Origin of the sequence: Rubrobacter aplysinae (assembly GCF_001029505.1) — a bacterium.
Lineage (GTDB): Bacteria > Actinomycetota > Rubrobacteria > Rubrobacterales > Rubrobacteraceae > Rubrobacter_A > Rubrobacter_A aplysinae.
Window position 1 is genome coordinate 100,800 of sequence record NZ_LEKH01000003.1, and the last position, 22,073, is coordinate 122,872.

The 22,073-nt window shown below is 66.4% G+C and carries 21 protein-coding genes; 3 read left to right on the forward strand and 18 right to left on the reverse strand.

Features of this window, described 5'->3' with window-relative positions:
* Nucleotides 1-62: 62 nt before the first annotated feature.
* From ABD53_RS04500 to ABD53_RS04520, 5 genes are all read right to left on the reverse strand, one after another.
* Nucleotides 63-584 (reverse strand): GNAT family N-acetyltransferase, encoded by a 522-nt coding sequence (locus ABD53_RS04500; RefSeq protein WP_053057671.1) that lies wholly within the window; start codon nt 582-584, stop codon nt 63-65.
* Nucleotides 584-1,417, reverse strand: coding sequence for a 16S rRNA (cytidine(1402)-2'-O)-methyltransferase (rsmI, locus tag ABD53_RS04505; protein ID WP_047864564.1), 834 nt, complete (start codon nt 1,415-1,417; stop codon nt 584-586). Before rsmI ends, ABD53_RS04500 begins: the two co-directional genes overlap by 1 nt.
* 15 nt (nt 1,418-1,432) lie before the next feature.
* A complete protein-coding gene (locus ABD53_RS04510; protein WP_053057672.1) occupies nt 1,433-2,404 on the reverse strand; it encodes an ROK family protein in 972 nt (323 codons plus the stop codon).
* A 70-nt stretch (nt 2,405-2,474) separates the two neighbouring features.
* Nucleotides 2,475-3,335, reverse strand: a complete 861-nt coding sequence (locus ABD53_RS04515) for an alpha/beta fold hydrolase (protein WP_047864566.1) — start codon at nt 3,333-3,335, stop codon at nt 2,475-2,477.
* 138 nt (nt 3,336-3,473) lie between these two features.
* Nucleotides 3,474-5,189 (reverse strand): single-stranded-DNA-specific exonuclease RecJ, encoded by a 1,716-nt coding sequence (locus tag ABD53_RS04520; protein ID WP_047864567.1) that lies wholly within the window; start codon nt 5,187-5,189, stop codon nt 3,474-3,476.
* Nucleotides 5,190-5,366: 177 nt separating this feature from the next.
* On the opposite strand from ABD53_RS04520, the gene ABD53_RS04525 reads away from it, so the two are divergent.
* Nucleotides 5,367-6,044 (forward strand): metal-dependent transcriptional regulator, encoded by a 678-nt coding sequence (locus tag ABD53_RS04525; RefSeq protein ID WP_047864568.1) that lies wholly within the window; start codon nt 5,367-5,369, stop codon nt 6,042-6,044.
* Nucleotides 6,045-6,077: 33 nt separating this feature from the next.
* Here the strand turns inward: ABD53_RS04525 and ABD53_RS04530 are convergent, their stop codons facing one another.
* On the reverse strand, nt 6,078-7,376 hold the full coding sequence (locus ABD53_RS04530) for a phospholipase D-like domain-containing protein (protein ID WP_047864569.1): 1,299 nt from the start codon (nt 7,374-7,376) through the stop codon (nt 6,078-6,080).
* Nucleotides 7,377-7,420: 44 nt separating this feature from the next.
* The gene (locus tag ABD53_RS15690) at nt 7,421-8,242 is read right to left on the reverse strand and encodes a YcjF family protein (protein ID WP_152670572.1); all 822 of its coding nucleotides are present in this window, start codon (nt 8,240-8,242) and stop codon (nt 7,421-7,423) included.
* A 345-nt stretch (nt 8,243-8,587) separates the two neighbouring features.
* On the opposite strand from ABD53_RS15690, the gene ABD53_RS04540 reads away from it, so the two are divergent.
* Entirely contained in the window at nt 8,588-9,682 is a 1,095-nt protein-coding gene (locus ABD53_RS04540) for a sigma-70 family RNA polymerase sigma factor (RefSeq protein WP_053057712.1), read from the forward strand.
* A gap of 23 nt (nt 9,683-9,705) precedes the next feature.
* On the opposite strand, the gene ABD53_RS17180 is transcribed toward ABD53_RS04540, so the two are convergent.
* The 5 genes from ABD53_RS17180 to ggt form a co-directional block, all read right to left on the reverse strand.
* Nucleotides 9,706-9,870: a hypothetical protein gene (locus tag ABD53_RS17180; protein WP_160309625.1), complete on the reverse strand. Its 165-nt coding sequence runs from the start codon at nt 9,868-9,870 to the stop codon at nt 9,706-9,708.
* Between the two features lie 168 nt (nt 9,871-10,038).
* On the reverse strand, nt 10,039-10,488 hold the full coding sequence (locus tag ABD53_RS04545; protein WP_053057674.1) for an SRPBCC family protein: 450 nt from the start codon (nt 10,486-10,488) through the stop codon (nt 10,039-10,041).
* Between the two features lie 225 nt (nt 10,489-10,713).
* Nucleotides 10,714-11,079 carry a hypothetical protein gene (locus tag ABD53_RS04550; protein WP_152670573.1) on the reverse strand — a complete coding sequence of 122 codons (366 nt, stop codon included), beginning with the start codon at nt 11,077-11,079 and terminating at the stop codon, nt 10,714-10,716.
* A gap of 203 nt (nt 11,080-11,282) precedes the next feature.
* On the reverse strand, nt 11,283-12,551 hold the full coding sequence (locus ABD53_RS04555; RefSeq protein WP_053057675.1) for a S41 family peptidase: 1,269 nt from the start codon (nt 12,549-12,551) through the stop codon (nt 11,283-11,285).
* Between the two features lie 73 nt (nt 12,552-12,624).
* The gene (gene ggt, locus ABD53_RS04560) at nt 12,625-14,229 is read right to left on the reverse strand and encodes a gamma-glutamyltransferase (RefSeq protein WP_047864572.1); all 1,605 of its coding nucleotides are present in this window, start codon (nt 14,227-14,229) and stop codon (nt 12,625-12,627) included.
* Nucleotides 14,230-14,414: 185 nt separating this feature from the next.
* Here ggt and ABD53_RS04565 point away from each other — a divergent pair, with 185 nt between their 5' ends.
* Nucleotides 14,415-15,167: a sulfite exporter TauE/SafE family protein gene (locus tag ABD53_RS04565; RefSeq protein ID WP_047864573.1), complete on the forward strand. Its 753-nt coding sequence runs from the start codon at nt 14,415-14,417 to the stop codon at nt 15,165-15,167.
* A 31-nt stretch (nt 15,168-15,198) separates the two neighbouring features.
* Here the strand turns inward: ABD53_RS04565 and ABD53_RS04570 are convergent, their stop codons facing one another.
* The 6 genes from ABD53_RS04570 to ABD53_RS04595 all read right to left on the reverse strand — a co-directional run bounded on the left by ABD53_RS04570 (nt 15,199) and on the right by ABD53_RS04595 (nt 22,073).
* Nucleotides 15,199-16,197 (reverse strand): ABC transporter ATP-binding protein, encoded by a 999-nt coding sequence (locus tag ABD53_RS04570; protein ID WP_047864574.1) that lies wholly within the window; start codon nt 16,195-16,197, stop codon nt 15,199-15,201.
* Nucleotides 16,194-17,222: an ABC transporter ATP-binding protein gene (locus ABD53_RS04575; RefSeq protein ID WP_407690104.1), complete on the reverse strand. Its 1,029-nt coding sequence runs from the start codon at nt 17,220-17,222 to the stop codon at nt 16,194-16,196. Before ABD53_RS04575 ends, ABD53_RS04570 begins: the two co-directional genes overlap by 4 nt.
* Nucleotides 17,223-17,248: 26 nt before the next feature.
* Nucleotides 17,249-18,187, reverse strand: coding sequence for an ABC transporter permease (locus ABD53_RS04580; protein WP_047864576.1), 939 nt, complete (start codon nt 18,185-18,187; stop codon nt 17,249-17,251).
* Nucleotides 18,188-18,191: 4 nt separating this feature from the next.
* The gene (locus ABD53_RS04585) at nt 18,192-19,118 is read right to left on the reverse strand and encodes an ABC transporter permease (protein WP_047864577.1); all 927 of its coding nucleotides are present in this window, start codon (nt 19,116-19,118) and stop codon (nt 18,192-18,194) included.
* 141 nt (nt 19,119-19,259) lie between these two features.
* Nucleotides 19,260-20,951 carry a peptide ABC transporter substrate-binding protein gene (locus tag ABD53_RS04590; RefSeq protein ID WP_160309626.1) on the reverse strand — a complete coding sequence of 564 codons (1,692 nt, stop codon included), beginning with the start codon at nt 20,949-20,951 and terminating at the stop codon, nt 19,260-19,262.
* A 351-nt stretch (nt 20,952-21,302) separates the two neighbouring features.
* Nucleotides 21,303-22,073, reverse strand: a complete 771-nt coding sequence (locus ABD53_RS04595; RefSeq protein WP_152670575.1) for a C40 family peptidase — start codon at nt 22,071-22,073, stop codon at nt 21,303-21,305.

The following is a 22,073-nucleotide window of genomic DNA, read 5'->3' on the forward strand; positions in this document are numbered from 1 at the left end:
ACGCCCGGCATTATACAGAGCAATACTGGACACTACGGAGAACCGGCCAGCCAGGGCATCCGTCACAGGGCAACGCCTCCTCTGAATCCCAGAGGCTTCTGCATCCTGAAGCTCGTAAGCTCGACCCCACGGCGGACGACCACCCGCTCTTCCAGGGTAGAGAAACCGTGCCGCTCGAAGAACGGCCGGGCCGTAATACTGGCCTCGGTGAAGATGAGATGCAGTCCCCGCTCGCGGGCTTCCCGCTCGACAGAGGCGTACAGGCGTGAACCGACGCCCCGCCCGACGGAGTCCCGGCGACAGTAGAACATGTCTAGATGTCCATTTTCTTCCAGCTCGGCGAAGGCGATCACCTCATCCCCTTTCTCGTTTCTCCTCTCGGCGACGAGCGTACACCGGCTGCTCATGCGTGCGTGCCACGACTCCGGGTCGGGCACCTCCGGCGACCACGCCCAGGCCTGTTCCGCAGAGTAATCCGCCCGGTTCACGGAATGTACCGTCTCGTGGAACAGGCGTGCGATCCTGGGGGCGTCGTCCTTTTCATAGCCTCTTATTCCTATGCCGGAGCCCCGCTCTCCGGCCACTAGCCCCCGACCAGCCGGTCGTAGACGTCGGCCTTCTTGAGGCCCGTCTCCCTGGCGGCCCGCGCGGCGGCCTTCGAGGGGCTGCTGCCTTCCTCGACGTAGCCCCGGGCCAGACTGATCGCCTCCTCCGGTCCGGGCGTCCGAGCGGCGGCCCCTCCGCCTACCACGAGCACGATCTCGCCCTTAACCTCCTTCACCTCTTTTCCCTCCGCCGGACCACCCGAGAAATGTTGCAGTGCTTCCTGCGCGGTCCCGCGGAAGACCTCCTCGTGCAGCTTGGTAAGCTCCCGGCAGACCGCGACCGGCGCCTCCGCCGGAAGCTCCCCGAGCGTCGCCGCCAGCCTGTGGGGCGACTCGAAGAGCACGAAGGTCGCCTTCTCCACTCTCATCCGCTCGAAGAGCCGCGTCCTCTCGCCCCCGGAACGCGGCGGGAAGCCCGCGAGCACCGCCCCCTCGGGAGGGAGGCCGCTGACCACGAGCGCCGTCAGCGCGGCGGATGGGCCGGGCAGAGCCTCGACCTCCACCCCGGCCTCTATGCAGGCCGCGACGAGCCGGTACCCAGGGTCGGAGACGAGCGGGGTCCCGGCGTCGGAGACCAGCGCGACGGTCTGCCCGCGGGCCCGGGCGGCCAGCTCGGAGGCCTTGCGGGCCTCGTTGTGCTCGTGGTAGGAGACGAGCCGGCCGCCGTTCTCGATCTCGTAGTGGGAGAGGAGCCTGCCGGTGCGCCGGGTGTCCTCGCAGGCTATGACGTCGGCCTCACGCAGGGCGCGCAGGGCGCGCAGGGTGATGTCTTCGAGGTTGCCTATCGGGGTCGGGACGACGAGGAGCGGCAAGGGACGTCGCCCGGCCTAGCCGGCGTCGAGGACGGTAGCGCCGGAGGCGTCCCGGGCCAACGCCGCCGCCCCGAGAAGGCCGGATCTCGCCCCCAGGGTGGCCGGTTTGATCTCGGCCAGGTCTCTCGAAGGCGAGCGCGCCCGCAGCCGCACTTCGCGCCGGGCGGGTTCGAGGATGAGGTCTCCCGCCTCGGCGACCCCGCCTCCCACGGCGACGATCTCCGGATTGAAGACGTTTACGAAGCCTGCGATCCCGATGCCGAGCCACGTCCCAGTCTCCCGCATCACGGAGAGCGCCAGCGCGTCCTCCTCGGTGGCGAGCTCGGTGACCTGCTCGCCGGAGAAGCCCCGAGGGTCCGTGACCACCCTGGCGAGGTCGGAGCCGGGCTTCTCGGCGGCTATCTGCCGGGCGCGGCGCTCTATGGCGAGGCCGGAGGCCATGATCTCGAAGCAGCCCCGGTTGCCGCAGTTGCAGCGCGGCCCGGTGGCGTGCAGGGTGGTGTGTCCGAGCTCGCCGCCCGCCCCCTGGCTGCCACGCAGGAGTCTACCGTCGAGGATCACGCCCCCACCGACCCCGGTGCCGAGGGTCAGGAACACGAGGTTCTCGACCTCGCTGCCGGCCCCGAAGACGAACTCCCCCCAGGCGGCGGCGCTGGCGTCGTTCTCGACCGTGACGGTGAGCCCGGTGCGACTCTGGAGCTCGCTCTTTAGCGGGAGGCCCTCTATGGCGTGGAGGTTGGGCGAGAAGACCACCTTATCCTCGCTCGCCAGCAGGAGTCCGGGCACGGCCAGGCAAACCGCCTCTACCCCGTCGCCAGCGTCGCCGGAGTCATCGGCTGCCTCCTCGACCGCGCGCGCCAGGCTGTCGAGCAGCTTCTCCGGGTCGTTGGCGGTCGGATAGCGGGCCTCGTTCAGGAGCTTCCCCTGCGGCGACACGAGACCGGCGGCTATCTTGGTCCCCCCTACGTCTACACCTATGGCGTTCAACGGCTCTCCCCACTCATCGGACTGATTCACCAGCATCGCAACGCCAGTTTAGAACCAGGGTCGGCAGAAATCAGCCCGCAAAGAAGGCGTGCAGCTCCGCGTAGGTCTCTTCCGGGGCCTCTTCTGGAAGATAGTGGCCGCAATCTAGCGCCCGGCCTCGTGTATCGTCGGCCCAACCGCGCCAGATGTCCATGACGTCGTACCATTCTTCTAGAAAGTTGCGGCGGCCCCACAACGCGAGAACGGGGCACCCTATGCGCCTGCCCGCAAGGCGATCCTCTTCGTCTTGGGCAAAATCGAGCGTGGCCCCGGCCCGGTAATCCTCGCAGATGGCGTGGATCGTCTCCGGGTTTTGGAAGCAGCGTAGATAGTCCTCGAATGCCTCCGGGGCAAAAAGGTGCCGGCGCCCTTCGAGGAGGTGCTCGTCCGGGTCGAGCGCCAGGAATCGCTCGGGCACGTCGTGGGGCTGGGCGTAGAAGAACCAGTGCCAGTAGCCGAGGGCGAACGCCATGTCGGCGCGCCGGAAGGCCTCGCCCGTGGGGATTATGTCGAGGACGGCGAGCTTCGCGACGCGCTCGGGATGGTCGAGGGCCATGCGATAGGCGCAGCGGCCCCCGCGGTCGTGCCCGCAGACGTTGAAACGCTCGAAGCCAAAGTGACGCATCACCGAGATCTGATCCTTCGCCATCTCCCGCTTGGAGTAGGGCGCGTGGTCGGGTGTGGTAGGCGGCTTGGAAGAGTCGCCGTAGCCCCGGAGGTCGGCGGCGACCACGGTGAAGTCCTCGGCGAGGCGGGGGGCGATCCGGTGCCACATCGCGTGTGTCTGGGGATTACCGTGTAGCAGCAGCAAAGGGGGACCACTGCCGGCGTGGCGCACCCGAATCTCCGCCTCTCCTACATCCACCGTCGACAACTCGAAGCTTTCGAACATAGGAGTTACCCCTTTGTTCACACTTGGAACTTCCGCCGGCCCCGGCTCCCCACCGATATTTCAATATTCCCGGCCAGGCTTGCACTCGCCGCCTCAACCCCGCTCCTGCCCACCTCTGCTTGCTCTGTACGTCCTCGGCTAGCCCTTCCAGTCCAGGATCTCGAGCTCTACCTCGCCAGAGTAGCGGCTGCGGGCGACGGTGTACACCGCGTCGAAGCCGTCGCCGGGGATCGCCTCCGGGGAGCACGCCAGCCTGGCCGACACCGTCTCCCCGCCGTTCTCATCACTTTCGCCACCCTCGATCCTCTGGTCCTCCTGGCGCAGCCTCACGAGGTTCATGCCCTCCCAGAGTTGTCGCGAGCCCTCTACGCGCAGCCCCCTGCTGATGAACACGGGCCGGTGGTTGCCGCTGCCGAAAGGCGCGAGCCGCTCGTGCCAGTCGAGCAGGCCGTTGGAGACCTCGGCGAGGGTCACCTCGGCGTCCACCTCTATAGGGGGCTCGAAGATGTCCGGGTCCTCGGCGTGCTGGTCGCGCACGGCCCGGTTCACGCCCTCGACGAAGGCATCGAAGTTTCCGGGCTCGATGGAGAGCCCGGCGGCCTTGCGGTGCCCGCCCCAGTGCCCGAGCAGGTGCCGGACAGAGTGGATCGCGCCGTGCAGGTCCACGTCCGTCTCCCCGGCCCTCGCCGAGCCGCCGTAGCCGCCGTCCACCCGGCGTCCGAGCACGGCGGCCGGTCTGCCGGTGGCCCCGGCGACCCGCCCGGCGACGAGCCCGGCGAGCCCGCCGACCTCCTCGGAGACGACAACCTTGAAGTCCTGCTCGGGGTCCACCTCCTCCATCGCGGCCTCCACGGCCCGCCGGGTGCGCTTCTGACGCTCGCCGTTTAAGTAGTTCAGCTCGTCGGCGATGCGGGCCGCCTCCCGCCGGTCGTCGGTCAGGAGGAGCTCGAGGGCCGGGCCGGGGTTCTTGATGCGGCCGATGGAGTTGATCCTGGGCCCGAGCCGCCAGCCGAGGTCCTGCTCGTCGAGCCCGCCCCGGACCCCGGCGGCCTTCACGAGCGCCGCTATCCCCGGCCTCGCCCCGCCGCTCGACAGACCGCCGTTCAGGTACTTCAGGCCCGCACTGGCGAGAGCCCGATTGTCGCCGGTGAGCGGCGCTATATCCACGATGGTCCCGATGGAGACGAGATCCAGGAGGCGTCCTATCTTGCGCCTGCCATCCGGGTCCCCGAGCCTGCGCGAAAGCGCCCAGGCGAGCTTCCACGCCACCCCGACCCCGGCGAGCGGATCGTCGAGGTCCCAGAGCTTGGGGTCCAGCACGGCGACCGCCGGTGGTGACTCGGGCGGGTCCTCGGGCGGCAGGTGATGGTCGGTTACGATCACGTCCATCCCCAGAGACGCTGCAAGCTCGACCTCGGCCCGGTTGGAGATGCCGCAGTCGGCGGTCACCAAAAGGTCCACGCCCGCCGAGAACAGGTCCCGCACGTAGGGTTCGAGCAGGCTGTAGCCGACCTGGCGGGTCGGGAGCTTGTACAGGACGTTGTCGGTGTAGCCCGAGATGGCGGTGTACAGGAGCGCGGCCGAGGTGATACCGTCCGTGTCGTAGTCCCCGAAGACGGCGATCCTCTCGCCGCCCTCTATGGCGCGGGCGAGGCGTCCGGCGGCGGCCTCCCAGACCTCACCCTCCGGCGGGGTGACCTCCGAGAGCGAGGGCGAGAGAAAAGCCGGAGCCGTCTCCGGCGGGATGTCCCGGTTGGCGAGCACGCGGGCGCACAGCGGGCCGGCCTCCGGCATCGCTTCGCGGAGCCTCGAAACGGCCCCTTCGTCCGGCTCCAGAATCCTCCAGCGCGCCATCTTGCCCGGCTCTCCTCTCCGGCGTCTCGCACGTACCCTGCAAGTATCTCGCGCTTCCCGCGCACTTCCCGACTTCTTACTCCCCGGATTATACAGAGGGTGCGATCCGTCTCGTCGCGGGGCCCACGAGACGGCCCGGCGCGGGCTACTGACGTATCCTGATGTAAGATCATGTCGATGGAACAGACGACGTCATCCTCGGCCGGCGACTACGTGAAGGCCATCTGGGAGCTGTCCGGCGATCCACGTGCCGGGGCCTCCACGAAGGACATCGCAGCCCGGCTCTCGGTTGCCCCGGCCTCGGTAACGAACATGCTGATCCGGCTCCAGGAGAGAGGCCTGGTGAGCTACGAACGTTACCGGGGTGCGCTGCTCACCGGCGAGGGGAACGCGGAGGCGCTGCGCCTCATACGCCGCCACCGCCTGATCGAGACGTTTCTGCTGGAGCACCTCGGGTACTCGTGGCAGGAGGTCCACGACGAGGCCGAGAAGCTGGAGCACGCCGTCTCGGACCTGTTCACCGAGCGTCTGGCGGAGCTTCTGGAGCACCCGGTACACGACCCGCACGGCCACCCCATCCCCCGGCCCGACGGCGGACTTCCGGCAGAGGAGCTCTTTACCCTGGCCGAGTCACGCGAGGGGCAGTCGGTCGTGATCTCCCGCGTCAGCGACGACGACCCCGCGAGGCTCTCGTACCTCGGCGAACGGGGCCTCATCCCCGGCAGCCGGGTCCGGGTGCGCGAGGTGCGCGAGGTGGACGGCGTCGTCATGGTCGAGGATACGGCCGGAGAGGCGTTTCCGCTTGGCGGGCCGCTGGCCCGGGCGATCTACGTCGAGTCTTTCGTGGGAGCCTAGGGGGCCGCCGGGCCTCCAGAGCTCCGGAGCTTCCTAGAACAGCGGTTCGAGCGAGGAGATGGCGCGCTCGGCGATCTTTGCCGGCAGGGGCCGCCGGGTCCAGGTGTCTCGGGTGATCTCCAGGGCGTTGGTCTTGTCCAGCTCGAACATGCGCTCGACCTGCTCGGCCAGGTTCCGGTCGTAGACCTCGAGGTTCACCTCGTAGTTCTGGAGGAGACTCAGGCGGTCTATGTTCGCGGTACCTATGGTGGACCACACGCCGTCTATGGTCGCGGTCTTGGAGTGGATCATTATGTTCTCGTAGCCGAAGATCCTGACCCCGTTGTCCAGTAGCTCGTACCAGTGGCGGCGCGAGAGCCAGTCCACCGTGGGATGGTTGGAGTCGCGGGGCAGGAGTATCTGCACGTCCACCCCGCGGCCCGCGGCGGCGATCAGGCTCCCCCGCAGAGCCTTGTCCGGGATGAAGTAGGCGCTCGTGAGGTAGATGCGGCTCATTGCCCGGTCTATGGCTTCGAGATACACCGCCCTTATGGGGAAGATCCTGAGGTACGGGTCGTTGCGGTGGAGCACGGCGTCCGAGACCCAGGAGCGGGGCCGGTTGTCGGTCTGTATCGCCGGGAGGTCGCCGGGGTGGTGCTCGTTCCAGAAGTCTATAAAGGCGTTCTTTAGCTCCGATACCTCCATGCCCCGGACGCGCAGGTGGGTGTCGCGCCAGCTACCGGAGGCGTAGAACGAGCCGATGTTGAAGCCCCCGACGAACGCGACCCTATCGTCCACGCACAGGATCTTGCGATGGTCGCGGAAGATGGTGCGCGGGTCCACGCAGTTGGCCGGGTTAGAGGGCGGCCGGAAGTGGAGGGTGTTTATCTCCGGCGGGAAGTCCTTGAACTCCGCCGGGACGACCAGGAAGTTCGCGACCCCGTCGAAGATGGCGTACACGTCCACGCCCTCGCGCGCCTTGCGGGCCAGAGCCTCGACGAAGCGTTGGCCCGTCTCGTCGCCTTTCCAGATAAAGGTCTCGACGAAGATCTCACGCTCCGCGCGCTCTATCTCGGCGAGCATCTCCTCGAAAAGCTCCCCGCCCTGGGGGTAGATCTTGAACCACACGCCCCCCGACTCCAGCTCGATCTCGGGCTGGCTCTCCCACGGGTAGCCTTCCCGGGGGGTCTGCCGGCGCTTTCGGAGCTGGGTCAGGGTTATCAGGATCGCGACCACCATCGTCTGCATCGCGGCGATAACGGCGACTATCCTGAAAACGTAGCCGCGGAGCCCGCGCAAGAGCCCCCGGGCCTCGGATAACCAGTGCGAGATGGTGGATAACGAGCGGGACATGTACCGGATTATACGGCAGTCTCCCCGGTGAAGGCGAGCCCAGGCTACCCGCGACGCTTTTTGTTCTCCTCGTCTCCCTTGTTTCCTTTATTTTCCCTTCTCACCCTGGAGACGAAGTCCCGCGCCTCGTGGGCGGCGCGGTCCCGGATACCGGAGATCTCCTGCTGGCCGAGCTCGTCGTATCCGCGCTCGAAGTAGAGCACGGCGGCCCGGCCCATCGCCAGGGTACCGGCGTAGCCTATCGCCCCGGAGACGGCCCAGCCCCCGAACGGCACGATCTTGACCACCTGACGGCCCACCGCCCTGAAGCCGAGCCCCGCGCCGAGCACTCCGAGAAGCTCCCGGGCCCTGTCCAGTGTGATCTCCTCCCCGTAAATGGAGGCTATTTGCAGGACCATGCGGCCCTGGTTCGCGGTCATCACCGGCAAATCCGCCCCGGGCACCGGCAACGCCCCGATAAACGCGTTCTGGCGGGCGTTGTTGTGGATCACCTCCTCGCACACCGCCCTGCGGAACGCCTCGTAGCCGCGCCCGAGCGAGACCAGATAGTCCTCGTCGAGCCTCCCGGCCACCCAGGGCACGACCTCCCCCAGCAGCTCCGCCTCCGGCGAGAGCAGCGGCTCCGAGCGCAGCGTCAGCTCCCCGGGGCTCTCTATAGCTTTACCGGAGAGATCCAGCACCGTCTCGCCGCCGGAGCCCTCGCGAACCGCGATTATTATCTCCGCCCCCCGTGTCCCGCGCCCGGCTCCGAGCGCGCGGGCGAGACTGTCCGCGCCGCCCCCCTTGCCGGTCACCGCAACCGTCGCCCGCTCCCGGGCCGCCCGGCGCGTCTCGTTGAACACCCTGTACAAGCTCCTGATACTCATCCTCTACCTCCGGCTCTAGAAATACACTGGAAATACGCCGCCCGGCTCCGCCACACGCCTCCGCAACACGCCTCTACAAAAGCCTCTGACATAAGCTCCAGAGGGCCGGGGCCACCGACCATCCGGCCTCTCAGGAACCCGTAGGGAGTGTCTACCCCGTAGCGTTCCGGCGCACGCCCGGACCGGGTAATGAGGAGCGTAGCGGGTGGCGTGGAGGGCGGCTTTTGGCGGCGCTGGCGTTATTGATCTTTGATTCATTTGGGATATATTACGTAGAGTACAACACGAGAGTTCCTTTGGTCCGTTTTGGTCCGTTTGGGAAAGCGGGTAGATCGAGAGGATACCTTGCAGCCTCAGCATGATCTGCGAGACATAGAAGAGGTCCAGGAACTCTTCGAGGCGGGACAGACCGCGGGTACGCTGGAGTCCGGCGAGGTACTCGAGCTCCTTTCGGAGGTGGACCTCTCCACCGAGCAGATACAGCAAGTCTACGGCCTCTTGCGCGAGCGCGGCGTCGAGATCGTGGATACAGGCTTTCTCGAGGACAGCGTAAAGGAGAAGGAGGACATCCAGCTCGTCGAGGAGGTGCTGGGGAGCAACCTGCGCACCCGCTACACCGGCGACGCGGTGCAGATGTATCTGGACGAGATCGGCAAGACCCCACTGCTCACGAAGGCCCAGGAGGTGTACCTCGCAAAAAGGATACAGCGCGGCGACCGCCGCGCCCGGGCGCACCTCACCCGGGCGAACCTCCGGCTCGTGGTCTCCATCGCAAAGAAGTACGCCAGCCGCGGCGTCTCCCTGCTGGACCTCGTACAGGAAGGGAACATCGGTCTGATGCGGGCCGTGGAGAAGTTCGACTACCGCCGGGGCTACAAGTTCTCCACCTACGCGACGTGGTGGATCCGGCAGGCCGTCACCCGGGCCATCGCCGACAAGGGCCGCACCATCCGGGTCCCGGTGCACATGGTGGAGAAGATCAACAAGTACTACCGGGTGCAGCGGTCCCTCGCCTCCGAGCTGAACCGCGAGCCGACCGACGAGGAGGTCGCCGCCCTGATGGAGATAGAGACCGAGGAGGTCTCCCGCATCCGCAAGGTCAGTCGACGCTCCATAAGCCTGGAGACCCCGGTCGGGGAGGACTACTCCTCGGAGCTCGGAGACTTTATCGCGGACGACGAATCGGAGACCCCCCACGATCTCGCGAAGACCTCGCTCCTCAAGTCCCGCATGCAGGAGGCCCTGTACTCCCTGCCGGAGCGGGAGCGCATGGTGCTGGAGTACCGCTTCGGCCTTACGGGCGGCCAGCCAAAGACGCTAGAGGAGGTCGGGGAGCGCTTCGAGGTAACCCGCGAGAGGATCCGGCAGATACAGCTAACCGCCCTGGCGAAGATAAAGACCAGCCCCCACGCCGCGAGCCTGCGCGACCTGCTGGACTAGCCTACGCCAGATCCGGCCACCCGCTACCTGCTATCGCGGTCATTCCCCCGGCCGTTGCGGCTGTCGTCCTCACCGCCTCCGTCGTCCTCTCCGCGCCGCGCGGCCTCACTAAAGACCCGCGCCAGGATCGGGATGCCGATTATCACCACGATCACGATCACCAGCAAGGAAACGAAAGCGATGGCCAAGGAGTTCTCCCTTCTCTGGATGCGGGAACCTCGGGCCGCTTTCGGCGCCCCGGTAGGTTCCGCTCCAGATTAGCACGCGCCGACTGCACATTCCGCGTGGTGATCCTCGCCGAGGATCTTACAGGTCTTTATACAGCGCTCTATACAGAGCTTTACAGGCCTCGGGCTCTACTGGCCGGACTCTTCAAAGCCGTTCTCCGCTATCCGCCTGAAGTTCTGGAGGTCCTCCTGCATGCTCTTCTGCGGGTCGCTGAGGATACCCGCGACCTTCTCGCCGACCGCACCACCGGGCGGATCCGAGTAGTTCATGGTCACCTCGACCCTGGTGCGGTCGCCGGCCATCTCCTCGAAACGAACCTCGCCGGAGGTCATGACCTCCCCGTCTATCGTGTTCCAGGCGATCCCCCGGTCCGGGTCCTTCTCCGTGGTGCGGGCGTCGAACTCCACACTCTTGCTTAGAGGGCCCTCGACCTTCCAGTGGGTGGTGTCCTCGCCGGTGGTCCGGATCTCCTCGATGTTCTGCATGAACCTGGGGAAGTTCTCGAAGTCCGCCCAGTAGCGGAAAACCTGCTCCTTGGGTGCCTGAACCTCGATGCTCTCGTTTACCCGCTGCGCCAAGCCTGACTCCTATCTAGCTTATTCGACGTGCAGTCCACGCCGTTCCTGTTACAGGATGATGCTAAACTCGTCGGCACGATCCAGGAGTTAACTCACACACAGGATGTGGATCCAGTTCCCGGAGGTGTGTCTACGAGGCAATACGCGACGACACACAACGATACGTGACGTTACCTAGAAAAGAACCCGGATGCCGCACTTTTAGGGTTTATACAGGAGACCCGGCTAGGTCGGGTCGTTGCGCGCCACCTCGGCCATCTGCTCCCTGGAGAGCCTGCCGTCGGTGCCCCCGCGCTCGCTGGGAGTGCTGCCCCTCACCGAGAGTATCGCGCCCCAGGGGAGCAGGGTGACCCGATCCTCGGCGGCGTCCTCGACGCTGTTGGAGACCTCTATGCCGACCTGCCCGATGCGGTGCAGCTCGAAGACGCCGGAGCGGGCCTCTAGCGCGGCGTGCGCGATACCCTTCTTGTCGTCGGGGTCCATGGGCTCTTCGGGGCCGGCCAGGTACTTGACGACCACCCTGTGGCCCAGCCACTTCATCAGTACGCTCTCGGTCTCTTGCTGACGCCCCGGAGGGCCCTTGGGTGGCATCTGGCAGTCCTCCTCCAGCTCGTGGGACTCCCTGGAAGCGTGCGGCACGCCCGGTGCGGCACGCTCGCTCTCACACTAGCCGCATCTCATACTAGCAGATTAAAGGCTAATAGTAGCTAAGGTTTCTCCAGTGAAGTCGCCGGACATCGTAGCGAGCCTTTTTACGAGCCTCTTTTACGCACCTCTTTTACGTGCCCTGCGGTCTACCGGCCACCCAAGAGCTCCACGGCCCGCTCTAGCTGGGCGTCGCGGGAGAGTATCTCTTCTAGTGAGAGTCCGTCCTCGTCGTTCGGGTAAACGGGCTCTTCATCCTCGCCGAGCTTGACCTTTACGCCGGGTTGTATGCCGTTATCCCGGATAAAGTCTCCGTCGGGGGTGAGCCACTCGGCGATGCCGATCAGGAGCTCCGAGCCGTCGTCGAGCTTGTAAGGCTGGAGCACGGTGCCGGTGCCGAAGGTCGTGGCGCCGACGAGCCGGGCGCGGCCGTTGTCGCGCAAGGCTCCGGCGAGGATCTCGGCGCTGGAGGCGGTGCCCCCGTTTACGAGCACCGTCATCGGGGTGTCAGCCTCGATTGCGGCGTCGCCGCCGGAGACGCGCACCTTCTCGCGGTCCCCCTCCGCATCCTGACGGATGTACACGACGCTACCGGATTCCAGAAATAGACCCGCCGACTCCACGGCCTGCTCCAACTGCCCCCCGGGGTTGTTACGGAGGTCGAGCACGAACCGCTCGGCCCCGGCCGCCCGGGCCTCCGAGAGCGCCGTCTCTAGCTCCCCGGCGCTCTCGGAGGAGAACGAGGAAAGCCTCACGTGGGCCGTCTGGGTGCCCGGCAGGAGGCTCCACGAGGCCGCCGACACGTCTATCTCGGAGCGCTCGAGGGAGACACTGCGCTCCTCGCCGTCGCGGCGGAGGGTAATGCCAACCTCGGTCCCCTCTTCACCCCGGATCCTCTCCGAAACCCCCGAAAGCTCAAGACCCTCGACGTTCTCGCCGTCCACGGCGACCACCACGTCGCCGCTCTCGACCCCGGCCTCCGCGGCCGGAGAGCCGTCTATCGGGGAGGTCACGACGGCCTCGCCGTCGCGGTCCTCTATACGGATGCCCACCCCGACGTACCTGCCCGAAATACTCTCCTCGTTACGCTCGGACTCATCCGGGGTCAGGAGCCTGGTGTGGCCCTTGTCCCCCAGAGAATCCAGCATGCCCCGGATGGCGGCCCGGGCCTGCTCGTCGGGGTCGAGGGCCTCCTGATCCACGTACTCGTCCTGGACGAGGTTCAGGGCCTCCGCGTACAGCGTGACCCCTTCCTGACTCCCCCCGGATAGCCCGGCCGGTCCCCGCGAGAGACCGGCGTAGTACGCGGCGGAGACCAGCACCAGCACGCCCGCGACGAGCGCCGCCTGGCGCACGAAACGCCGCAGACCGAACCTCTTGCCCGACTCGGGCCTAGTAAACAGAGAGCTCCACCGCATGCGAGGATTCTACTACCGTCCCGGAGACATTCCCCCGGGGTGATCCGAGGCTCCGACGCACCCGGGCGCGCGGCTACTGGGCGAGGGCGCAGCCGTCCTTGCGCGGGTCGCTGGCGCAGGCCCGGACCCCTTCGGGCGTGAGCCGGATGAGCTGGGCCGCGCCGGTGGGCACGGCGTAGTCCGGCCCGACCTCTACCCGGTGTCCCATGCTCCGCAGCTTGCTTATCTCCTCCGGCGGGACGCGCCCCTCCACGAGGAGCCCGCCGTCGTCGCTGTGGAAGTGGCGGGGGTGGTCCACGGCCTGCTGGGGCGGCATCTCGTAGTCTATGAGGTTCACGAGTAGCTGGGCGTGTCCCTGGGGCTGCATCGGGCCGCCCATGACGCCGAAGGCCGCCCACAGCGCGTCCCCCCGGGTGGCGAGCCCCGGGATTATGGTGTGCAGCGGCCGCTTTCCGGGGGCGAGTGCATTGGGGTGGCCCTCCTCGAGCCGGAAGGAGCTGCCGCGGTTCTGGAGACAGACGCCGGTCCCCTCGGCGACGATGCCGCTGCCGAAGCTATCGAAGACGCTGTTTATGAGGGAGCAGCCGTTACCGGCGGAGTCCACGGCGCACAGGTAGCTGGTGTCTCCCCCGAGACGGCCGCTCGTGGCGAGATGCCCGGCGCGGGAGGTTGAGATCTGCTGCCGCATACCGGCGGCGTGCTCCCTGGAGAGGAGGTACCGCGTCGGCACGGAGGCGAATTCCGGGTCCCCGACCCTGGCGTAGAGGTCGGAGAACGCCAGCTTCTTCGCCTCGGCCTCGAGGTGTATGCGCTCGGCGGTGTAGGGCCGCAGGGCCGACAGCGTGTAGCCTCCGAGGATATTGAGCATCTCGAGGGCGGCTATCCCCTGGCCCGGGGGCGGCATCTCGTACACGGTGATGCCCCGGTAGTCGGTCGAGATCGGCTCCACAAGCGGAGATGCCGCGTGCCCGGCGAGATCCTCCTCCGAGAGCAGGCCCCCGTCCCGGCGGACGGAGCTGGCTATGCGGGCCGCGATCTTGCCGCCATAGAAGGCGTCAGCCCCTTTTGCGGCGACGGCGGAGAGCGTCCGGGCGAGATCCGGCTGGCGGAAGACTTCACCCGCCCTCGGCGCGCGGCCGCCTGGCAGTAGACCCCGGACGGCCGACTCGCTAAGGCCCAGCATCTCCTCGGCCTCGCGCCAGTGGTGGGCGTTGACCTCCGGGACCGGGAACCCTCCTTCTGCAAGGGCTCTGGCGGGCTCGAGTAGATCACCCAGAGGCTTGACGCCGAACGTCCGGGCCGCGTCCTCCCACAGCCGCACGGCGCCGGGAACCGTTACGGAGAGGCCGCCACGGGCCGGCATCCGCCGGTAACCGACCTCGCGAAGCTTCTGGATAGTGGCGCCGCCGGGAGCCCGTCCGGCTCCCTCCATCCCCCTGACCCGCCCGGAGGAAGCGTCGTAGTAGAGGGCGAATGCGTCGCCACCCATGCCGGTCGCCATCGGGGAGACCACAGCCATGACAGCCGCCATCGCCACACAGGCATCGGCGGCGGTGCCGCCCTCGTCCAGTACCCGGATTCCGGCCCGGGACGCCTGCGGATGCTCCGAAGCCACCGCTCCGCCCATCCCGAATACCGTGGAACGCCCGCCGGAGAAAGGCCGCGAGTAATCATCCACGGTTAACTACAGTCATCTACAGTCATCCACGTAACACTCTCCCCAGGGGCTGGATAGTCTTCGTCAAATATATACGCTGTTAAGTTTACCGATTATACTCTCCGCCTTTTCCGACCCGCCCCGGAGACGCCCGGCATTCACGCTGGAACCCGGATCGCGTGACGTGTAGCATTCCGGGGTATCTCATGGATCCCTCTCAGCTAATACTTCTGGCGGTGCTCGGGGTCTGCGGCGGCGCTCTCTCGGGCCTGGTGGGGGTCGGCGGCGGCATCGTGTTCGTGCCCGCGCTGTTGTACGTTGCGGGCTGGAACATAACCGAGGCGGTGGCGGCGAGCCTGGCGATCATCGTGTTCTCCTCGCTCTCGGGGACCATCCGCAACGCCCGCAGCGAGAACCCGGTACAGTGGCGCACGGCCGTTCTACTCTCGCTCGCGGTCGCGCCCTCGACCCTGATAGGGGTTGCCATAAGCCGCATCTCCCCGGATGCGGTGGTCGAGCTTGCCTTCGCCGCCCTGCTGCTGGCCCTCGCCTATCCCACGGCCAAAGGCCGCTCGGAGGGTGTGGGAGGCGGCAAGAGGATACCCGTGGCGCTGGTGCTCTCCGCCGGGGTCGGCATCGGCGCGCTCTCGGGGCTGGTGGGGGTCGGCGGCGGGGTGCTGATGGTGCCGCTGATGGTGCTCGGGATGGGCCTCACCACCAAGACGGCCGTCTCCACCAGCCTGGCGGTGGTGCTCTCCGCCGGGGCCGTGGGAGCACTGGGGTACATCCTCGTCGGGGCCGTGGACCTCACGGAGCTGCCGCCCCTTATAGTGGGCGCCATCGTCGGGGCCTGGCTCGGGGTGAGGCTGCGCGACCCGCTGCCGGAGCGGGCGCTACGCCTGGGCTTCGCCGGGTTCATGGTCGTAACCGCCGTCTACACGGCTATCGGGGCGCTCTAGGGAGCCACAGAGGCCCGGCGGGCGATCGCGCTCAGGCGAAGCAGGGGCAGGCCTGCACCCAGTGGCCCGGCCTCGCCTCGCGCCAGGGAGGCTCGGTCTCGGCGCAGGCGGCGGTGGCGTACGGGCACCGGGTGCGGAACCGGCAGCCCGAAGGCGGATCTATCGGGCTCGGCACGTCGCCTTCGAGCACGATGCGTTCGCGGCCGGCCTCGGTGTCCGGGTCCGGCACGGGGACGGCGGATAGGAGGGCCCGGGTGTAGGGGTGCATCGGGTTGGCGTACAGCTCCTCGCTCGGGGCCAGCTCGACCAGCGCGCCCAGGTACATCACCCCGATTCGGTCGGAGATGTACTTCACCACAGAGAGGTCGTGCGAGATAAACAGGTAGGTCAGGTTCTTCTCGCGCTGGAGCCGCTTCATCAGGTTTATCACCTGCGCCTGGATGGAGACGTCGAGCGCCGAGACCGGCTCGTCGGCGATGATGAACTCCGGGTCCACGGCCAGTGCCCGGGCTATCCCGAGCCTCTGACGCTGGCCGCCGGAGAACTCGTGTGAGTAGCGGTTGGCGTGCTCGGCGGACATTCCCACGGTCTCCAGGAGCTCGCGTATCCTCTCGCTGCGCTCCCGGCCCTTCATCAAACCGTGGATGTCGAGGCCCTCGGCGATGATGTCCCCGGCCGTCATCCGCGGGTTCAGCGAGGCCTGCGGGTCCTGGAAGATCATCTGCACCCGCCGGTGCAGCTTCCGGTCGTCCTCGCCCTTGAAGGTGCTTATGTCCGCGCCGTCGTACAGGATCTCGCCGGCGGTCGGCTCGTAGAGGCGCACCATGAGCCTGCCGGCGGTGGACTTGCCGCACCCCGTCTCCCCGACGAGGCCGAAGGTCTCCCCGCGCTCTATGGCGAAGGAGATGCCGTCTACCGCCTTGAGGCTCTGCCCCTTACCGACCTCGAAGTGCTTCTTGAGGTCCTTGACCTCCAGCAGCTTGTCGGAGGAACCGCCAGAGCCGCCGTTCGTCTCCACTTTCTCCGTCATCCCTGGCTCCCGGCGCCCACCGGAGCCTCTACGCGAGGGGCCATCTCGTGATTGAGCCAGCAGGCCGAGACGTGCTCGCTCGAAAGCCGGGCGTAGTCGGGCATCTCCTCGGTGCAGATCTTCATGGCGTGCGGGCAGCGGTCGGCGAACGGGCAGGCCCGCGGCGGGCGCATCGGGTCCGGCGGCGAGCCGGCGATGGGGATGAGGTCCTGGGTGCGGTCAGCCGTCGGCAGCGGCACGGAGGAGAGCAGGCCCCAGGTGTAAGGGTGACGCGGCTCGTGGAAGATCTCGCGCACCGTCCCCTTCTCGACGACCTTGCCCGAGTACATCACCGCGACCCGGTGGGCGGCGTTGGCGACCACCCCGAGGTCGTGCGTGATCAGCACTATGGAGGTGCCGGTCCTCTCTTGGAGGTCGTGCAATAGGTCCAGTATCTGCGCCTGGATGGTCACGTCAAGCGCGGTGGTCGGCTCGTCGGCTATGAGGACCTTCGGCTCACAGGCGAGGGCTATGGCGATCACGACCCGCTGGCGCATCCCGCCGGAGAGCTGGTGCGGGTAGGCGTTTATCCGGGTCTCGGGGCTCGGAATGCCGACCATCTTCAGTAGCTCAAGCGTCCTCTCGCGGGCCTTCCCCCCGGTGAGCCCGAGGTGCTTCTTGAGGCTCTCGCCGATCTGACGCCCGACCTTCATGGTCGGGTTGAGGCTCGTCATCGGGTCCTGGAAGACCATCGCTATCTCCGGCCCGCGCATCTTGCGCATATCTCTCTCGGAGAGCTTCAGCAGGTCCCGGCCCTCGAAGAGTATCTCTCCGCCGGTGACGCGGCTGTTGGACTCCGGCAACAGGCGCATCACGCTCTTGGCCGCCACCGTCTTGCCCGAGCCGGACTCCCCTACCACGGCCAGCGTCTCCCCGCGCCGCAGGTCGTAGGAGGCACCCCGCACCGCCTGCACCTCTCCGGCGTGGCTGGAGAAGGAGATCTCCAGGTTCTTGACCTCTAGCAACGTATCGGTAGCCAAATACAGTACCCTCCTACTCGTCCTACTCGCTTCTACTCGCGCATCTTCGGGTCGAACGCGTCTCTGAGACCGTCGGCCAGGACGTTGAACCCGATCATCAGTACGACCAGGATCCCGGCGGGGAACCACAGCATGTAGGAGTAGAAGCGTAGCTGCTGGTAGCCGTCCTCGATCAGAGCGCCCAGGGAGGCGTCCGGTATCTGTATGCCGAGCCCGATAAAGCTCAGAAAAGCCTCGAAGAATATGGCGTTCGGGATGGTGAACATGAGCTGGATGATTATCAGGCCCAGGGAGTTCGGGATCAGGTGCTTGGCTATCAGACGCATGTCGCTCGCCCCCAGGGAGCGCGCGGCGAGGAAGAACTCCTGCTCCTTGAGCTTCATCACCTGCGCCCTCACAAGCCGGGCCATCGGGACCCAGCCCACTATCGTCAGCGACAGCGCTATCGAGAAGATGCCCGGGCTGAAGACCAGCAGCATCAGGATGGCGACTATCAGGATCGGTATGCCGTTGAGGATCTCGATGAAGCGCTGCAGCACGCTGTCCACCTTGCCGCCGTAGTAGCCCGCGATCACGCCGTAGATGGTGCCGATGATCAGGTCCAGCGTGGCGGCCAGGAAGGCTATGTACAGCGAGATCTGGGTCCCGGACCACGTCCTGACCCACAGGTCGCGGCCAAACTTGTCCGTGCCGAACCAGTGATCTGCGGAGGGCCCGAGGAACTGGGCGCCGGAGTCCTGTCCGGCGACGGTGTAGGGCTGGAGCAGCGGCCCGACGAAGGCCGCTATTATCACGCCCACTATCAGGACCAGCCCGACCAGCGCACCGCGGTTCTGTTTGAAGCGCGTCCAGGCGTCCTTCCAGAAGCTCGTCGGAGGACCGGAGAGCGTCCCGGCCTCCTCCTCTTGCAGGGAGCTCTCCCGCGAGGGCTCGAACAGGTCCGGCGTCAGCGTGGTTTTCGGGGTCTCCACGGGCTTACTCCTTCGCTCCAGCCAGGCGCATCCTCGGGTCCACGATGGTGTACAGGATGTCCTGTATCAGGATGCTCACTATGAACAGGGCGGCGAAGAAGATCGTGGTCCCCAGGATCATCGAGTAGTCGTTCTCGAAGATGGAGTTCACGAACTGGTTGCCTATCCCCGGTATGGCGAAGATCTGCTCCACCACCAGCGACCCGGTGACCAGCGACACGATAAGCGGCCCGAGGATGGTAATGATGGGTATCAGCGAGTTCTTGAGGACGTGCCGGATGACGAGCGTGGACTGGCTAATGCCCTTGGACTTCGCCAGCGTCACGTAGTCCTGTCCCAGTACCTCGAGCATCTCGGATCTGATAAATCGCGCCACGATGGCGATGACGAACACGGACAGCGCCAATGAGGGCAGTATAGAGAACACATAGCTGTCGAAGCCCGCCTGCGGCAGCCACTGCAGCTTGAACCCGAGCAGGTACTGTAGGATAGCGGCGAAGACGAAGTTGGGGAACGACTTGCCGAGCACCGCCAGTATCACCGACCCGGAGTCCGCCCAGGTATTGTGCCGCATCGCGCCGACGGCCCCGAGCAACAACCCGGCGGCGGTGCCGAAGATTATGGCCTGTGCTCCCAGAAAGGTGGACACGGGCAGCCGGGAGGCGATGATGTCGCTCACGGGCTGGTTCTCGTAGTAGAACGAGACCCCGAGGTCTCCGTGCGCCACGTTGAGCATGTACCGGCCGTACTGTACCAGCAGCGGCTCGTCGAGGCCGTACCGCTCGTTCATGATGGCCTCTTGCTCGGCAGAGAGCTTCTCGGCGTTGAAGGGGGAGCCCGGCAGGAGCTGCATGAGGAACCACGTCGCGCTGACGATTATGAACAGCGTTATCAACATCAGCACCACACGTCGTGCTATGAACCCGATCATCCCTGCATCCGACCTTCCGAACGGCCTTCTGAACTCACCCTGGACCTCATCCGATATACCACACGAACCACCCGAGTTGACGACACTGACGATACACCGGCAGGCTCCGCCGGCGCATCGCCCGCATCCGCGCTACCCGTCCTACTTGTTCAGCTTCCAGTACTTGAAGTCGAACTCAGCCCCGTAAGGGTGCCTTACAGGGTTCTCTATGTACTGCTTCTGGAGATAGTTGGTGACGCGATAGTAGTTGGGCGCGAGCGCCGCCCCGTCGGCGATGAGCAGCTTCTCGGCCTGGACCAGCATCTCGGCCCGCTCCTCGAAGTCCGACTCGGCCTTGGCGTCGGCGATGAGCTGGTCGTACTCCTCGTTGTCGAAGTTGGCGTAGTTGAAGTCCGAGCCGCTGGTCCACAGGTCGAGGAAGGTCATCGGGTCGTCATAGTCCGCGCCCCAGCCGGTGGCGAGGCTAACCTGGAAGTCACCGTTGCCCTGCCGGTCGAGCGCCGTCGAGAACGGCACCTGCTCTATCTCGATCTCGGCCCCGAGGTTCTTCTTGAGCTGGTTCTGCATGAACGTGGCCGAGTCCTGTCCGACGGTGTCGTCGGTGGTAAGCAGCGAGAGGGTGGGCTTCTCGCCCAGCTCTTCCACGCCTTTTGCCCAGTACTCCTGGGCCTGGTCCACGTCGAAGCCGTTTATCGGGTCCCCCGCCATCTCGCGGAAAGTCGTCCCTTCCGCACCAGAGGAGACTTTCTCGGGGACCAGCCCCGTCGCCGGTATCGAGTCGTCGTTCAGGACCGTGTCCACGTAATCCTGGGAGTTGAAGCCGAGCTGTATCGCCTTGCGGATATTGCGGTTGGAGATAACCGGGTCCTCGATGTTGAGCGTAAAGTAGAACGACGAGAACTCGGGGATGCTGGCTACGTCCGGGTTGTCGGCGTAGCGGTCGGCCTTGTCGGCCGTTATCCTGGCGTAGTCGAGGTCGCCGGTCTCGTAGAGGTTTAGCGCGGTGTTGGCTTCCTTGATCACGTCGAGGTTTATGTTCTGTATGCCGACGTTTGAGGCGTCCCAGTAGTCCTGGTTCTTCTCCAGCTTCACGCCGCCGGCGGGATCGAACTCGGTGAACTTGTAGGGGCCGTTGTAGAGCAGGGAGTCGGCCCCCTGGGCGAAGCTGTCGCCCTGCTGCTCGACGAACTTCTGGTTGAGCGGGAAGTAGGTCGGGAATGCCATAAGACCGAGGAAGTACGGCGCGGGGTTGACGAGCCTTACCTCCAGCGTCTTGTCGTCCGGGGCGTCTATGGCCACGTCGCCCTCGCTGCCGTCTCCGCCCGAAAACTCCGAGCCGCCCTCGACGAAGTCCGCGATGATGTAGGCGTACTCCCCGGAGGTCTCCGGGTCCATCGCCCGCAGCCAGGCGTACTTGAAGTCCTGGCTTGTTACCGGGTCTCCGTTGGACCACGTGATGCCGTCCCGCAGCTTGAAGGTGTACGTCAGCTTGTCGGAGCTTACGTCCACGCTCTCGGCCTGCGCCGGCTGGGGCTCCTCGTTCTCGTCGAGCCGGTACAGGCCCTCGTTCGTGTTCGCCAACAAGGAGAATGAGTTGGTGTCGGTGGTCGTGGTGGAGCTCATGTCGGGGATGTCCTGGGGCAAATACCCGTTCAGCGTATTGCCGCCGGAGCCGCCAGAGCCGCCGGAGCCGCCGCCATCACCGCCCTGGCCGCCGCTGAACACGCCGCAGCCCGCCGTGCCCAGCAGCCCTACTCCGGCCAGACCGGCGCCGCCAAACTTCAGGAAGTCACGCCGGGTGATACCGCTACTGGCCGCCCTGACCTCACTCACCTCACTCACCTCAGCTGGCATTGTTCTGGAATTTCCCAAGGCTTGCTCCTTCCTCTACACTCCCCTACATTCCTGTACATCTATCCGGGACTTCGGGACAGGGTTTTCGCGGGCTTCTCGCTGGCGTCGTCAGCAGCTTTCCAGGCGGTTCTCGTCACGGTCCATCATTGGTTGGAGACTACCGAGGCCGCCGCGGGATTGTCAATAGTGACAATCCCACCGGCGATACCGGGGCGCCGACGCCCGGACATCCGCCCTGTTCGAGAGGGTCTGGCAGGGGCAATGATCATGCGGAGGCGGGCTTTTCTCCTCGCGAGGCCACGATCTAAGCCCCGGGCTCGCGGGCCGGGATTACTGGTAGCGGGCGAAGCCCTGGTAGGGGTCGTCGGTCATGGCGCGGACCGTGACGCAGCCGGTCTGCCTCCCGCCGTGAGCGGAGATGTACTCGCCGCCACCGAGGTAGAAGCCGACGTGGGTAACGGCCCTTTCCCCGAAGAACACGAGGTCTCCCGGACGGGCGGTCTCCCAGCCCGCCTGACTTTTGCCTCTGTTGAACGGGGCGCGATAGAACTGGTCGCCGGAATCGCGGGGCACGGTGACGCCGAGGGCCCGCATGATTCGGAACACGAGCCCGGAGCAGTCCATCCCGGCCGTAGAGTCCGTGCCGCCCCAACGGTAGGGCAGGCCGATCATGGCCCGCGCGAGGCCGATGGCGGAGTGCTGGCGGGCCGAGTCGGCGGTGGTGTCGGCGGAGGCGCCGACGGGGAGGGCGTCGTCGGGGTCGAGTTCCACCTTCCCCCCGTCAGGTAGCATCGTCTCCCCGGCTTTCGTCTGCAGGAGCGTGCCGAGCGGGAGACCGGCCCGGTTAGGCCTAGACACCGTGAGATCCGGGCTCCAGCCGTCCGCGGAGACGAGCGCGGCGTCCGGCGGGACCAGGCCCGGATAGCCCCGCTCATCCAGGCTACTCGGGTGGCCGGGCACCACCACCCCGGGCCAGCCTCCACACTCTTCAAGAGTCTGGAGCGGCACGAGCGTCTCGCCCGTCACAAGCTCCGTCACCAGCTCGGAGCCGGGCTCAGGGCCGGAGCGCACCGGCACCGGGGCGAGGGCGGCGAGCTCCAC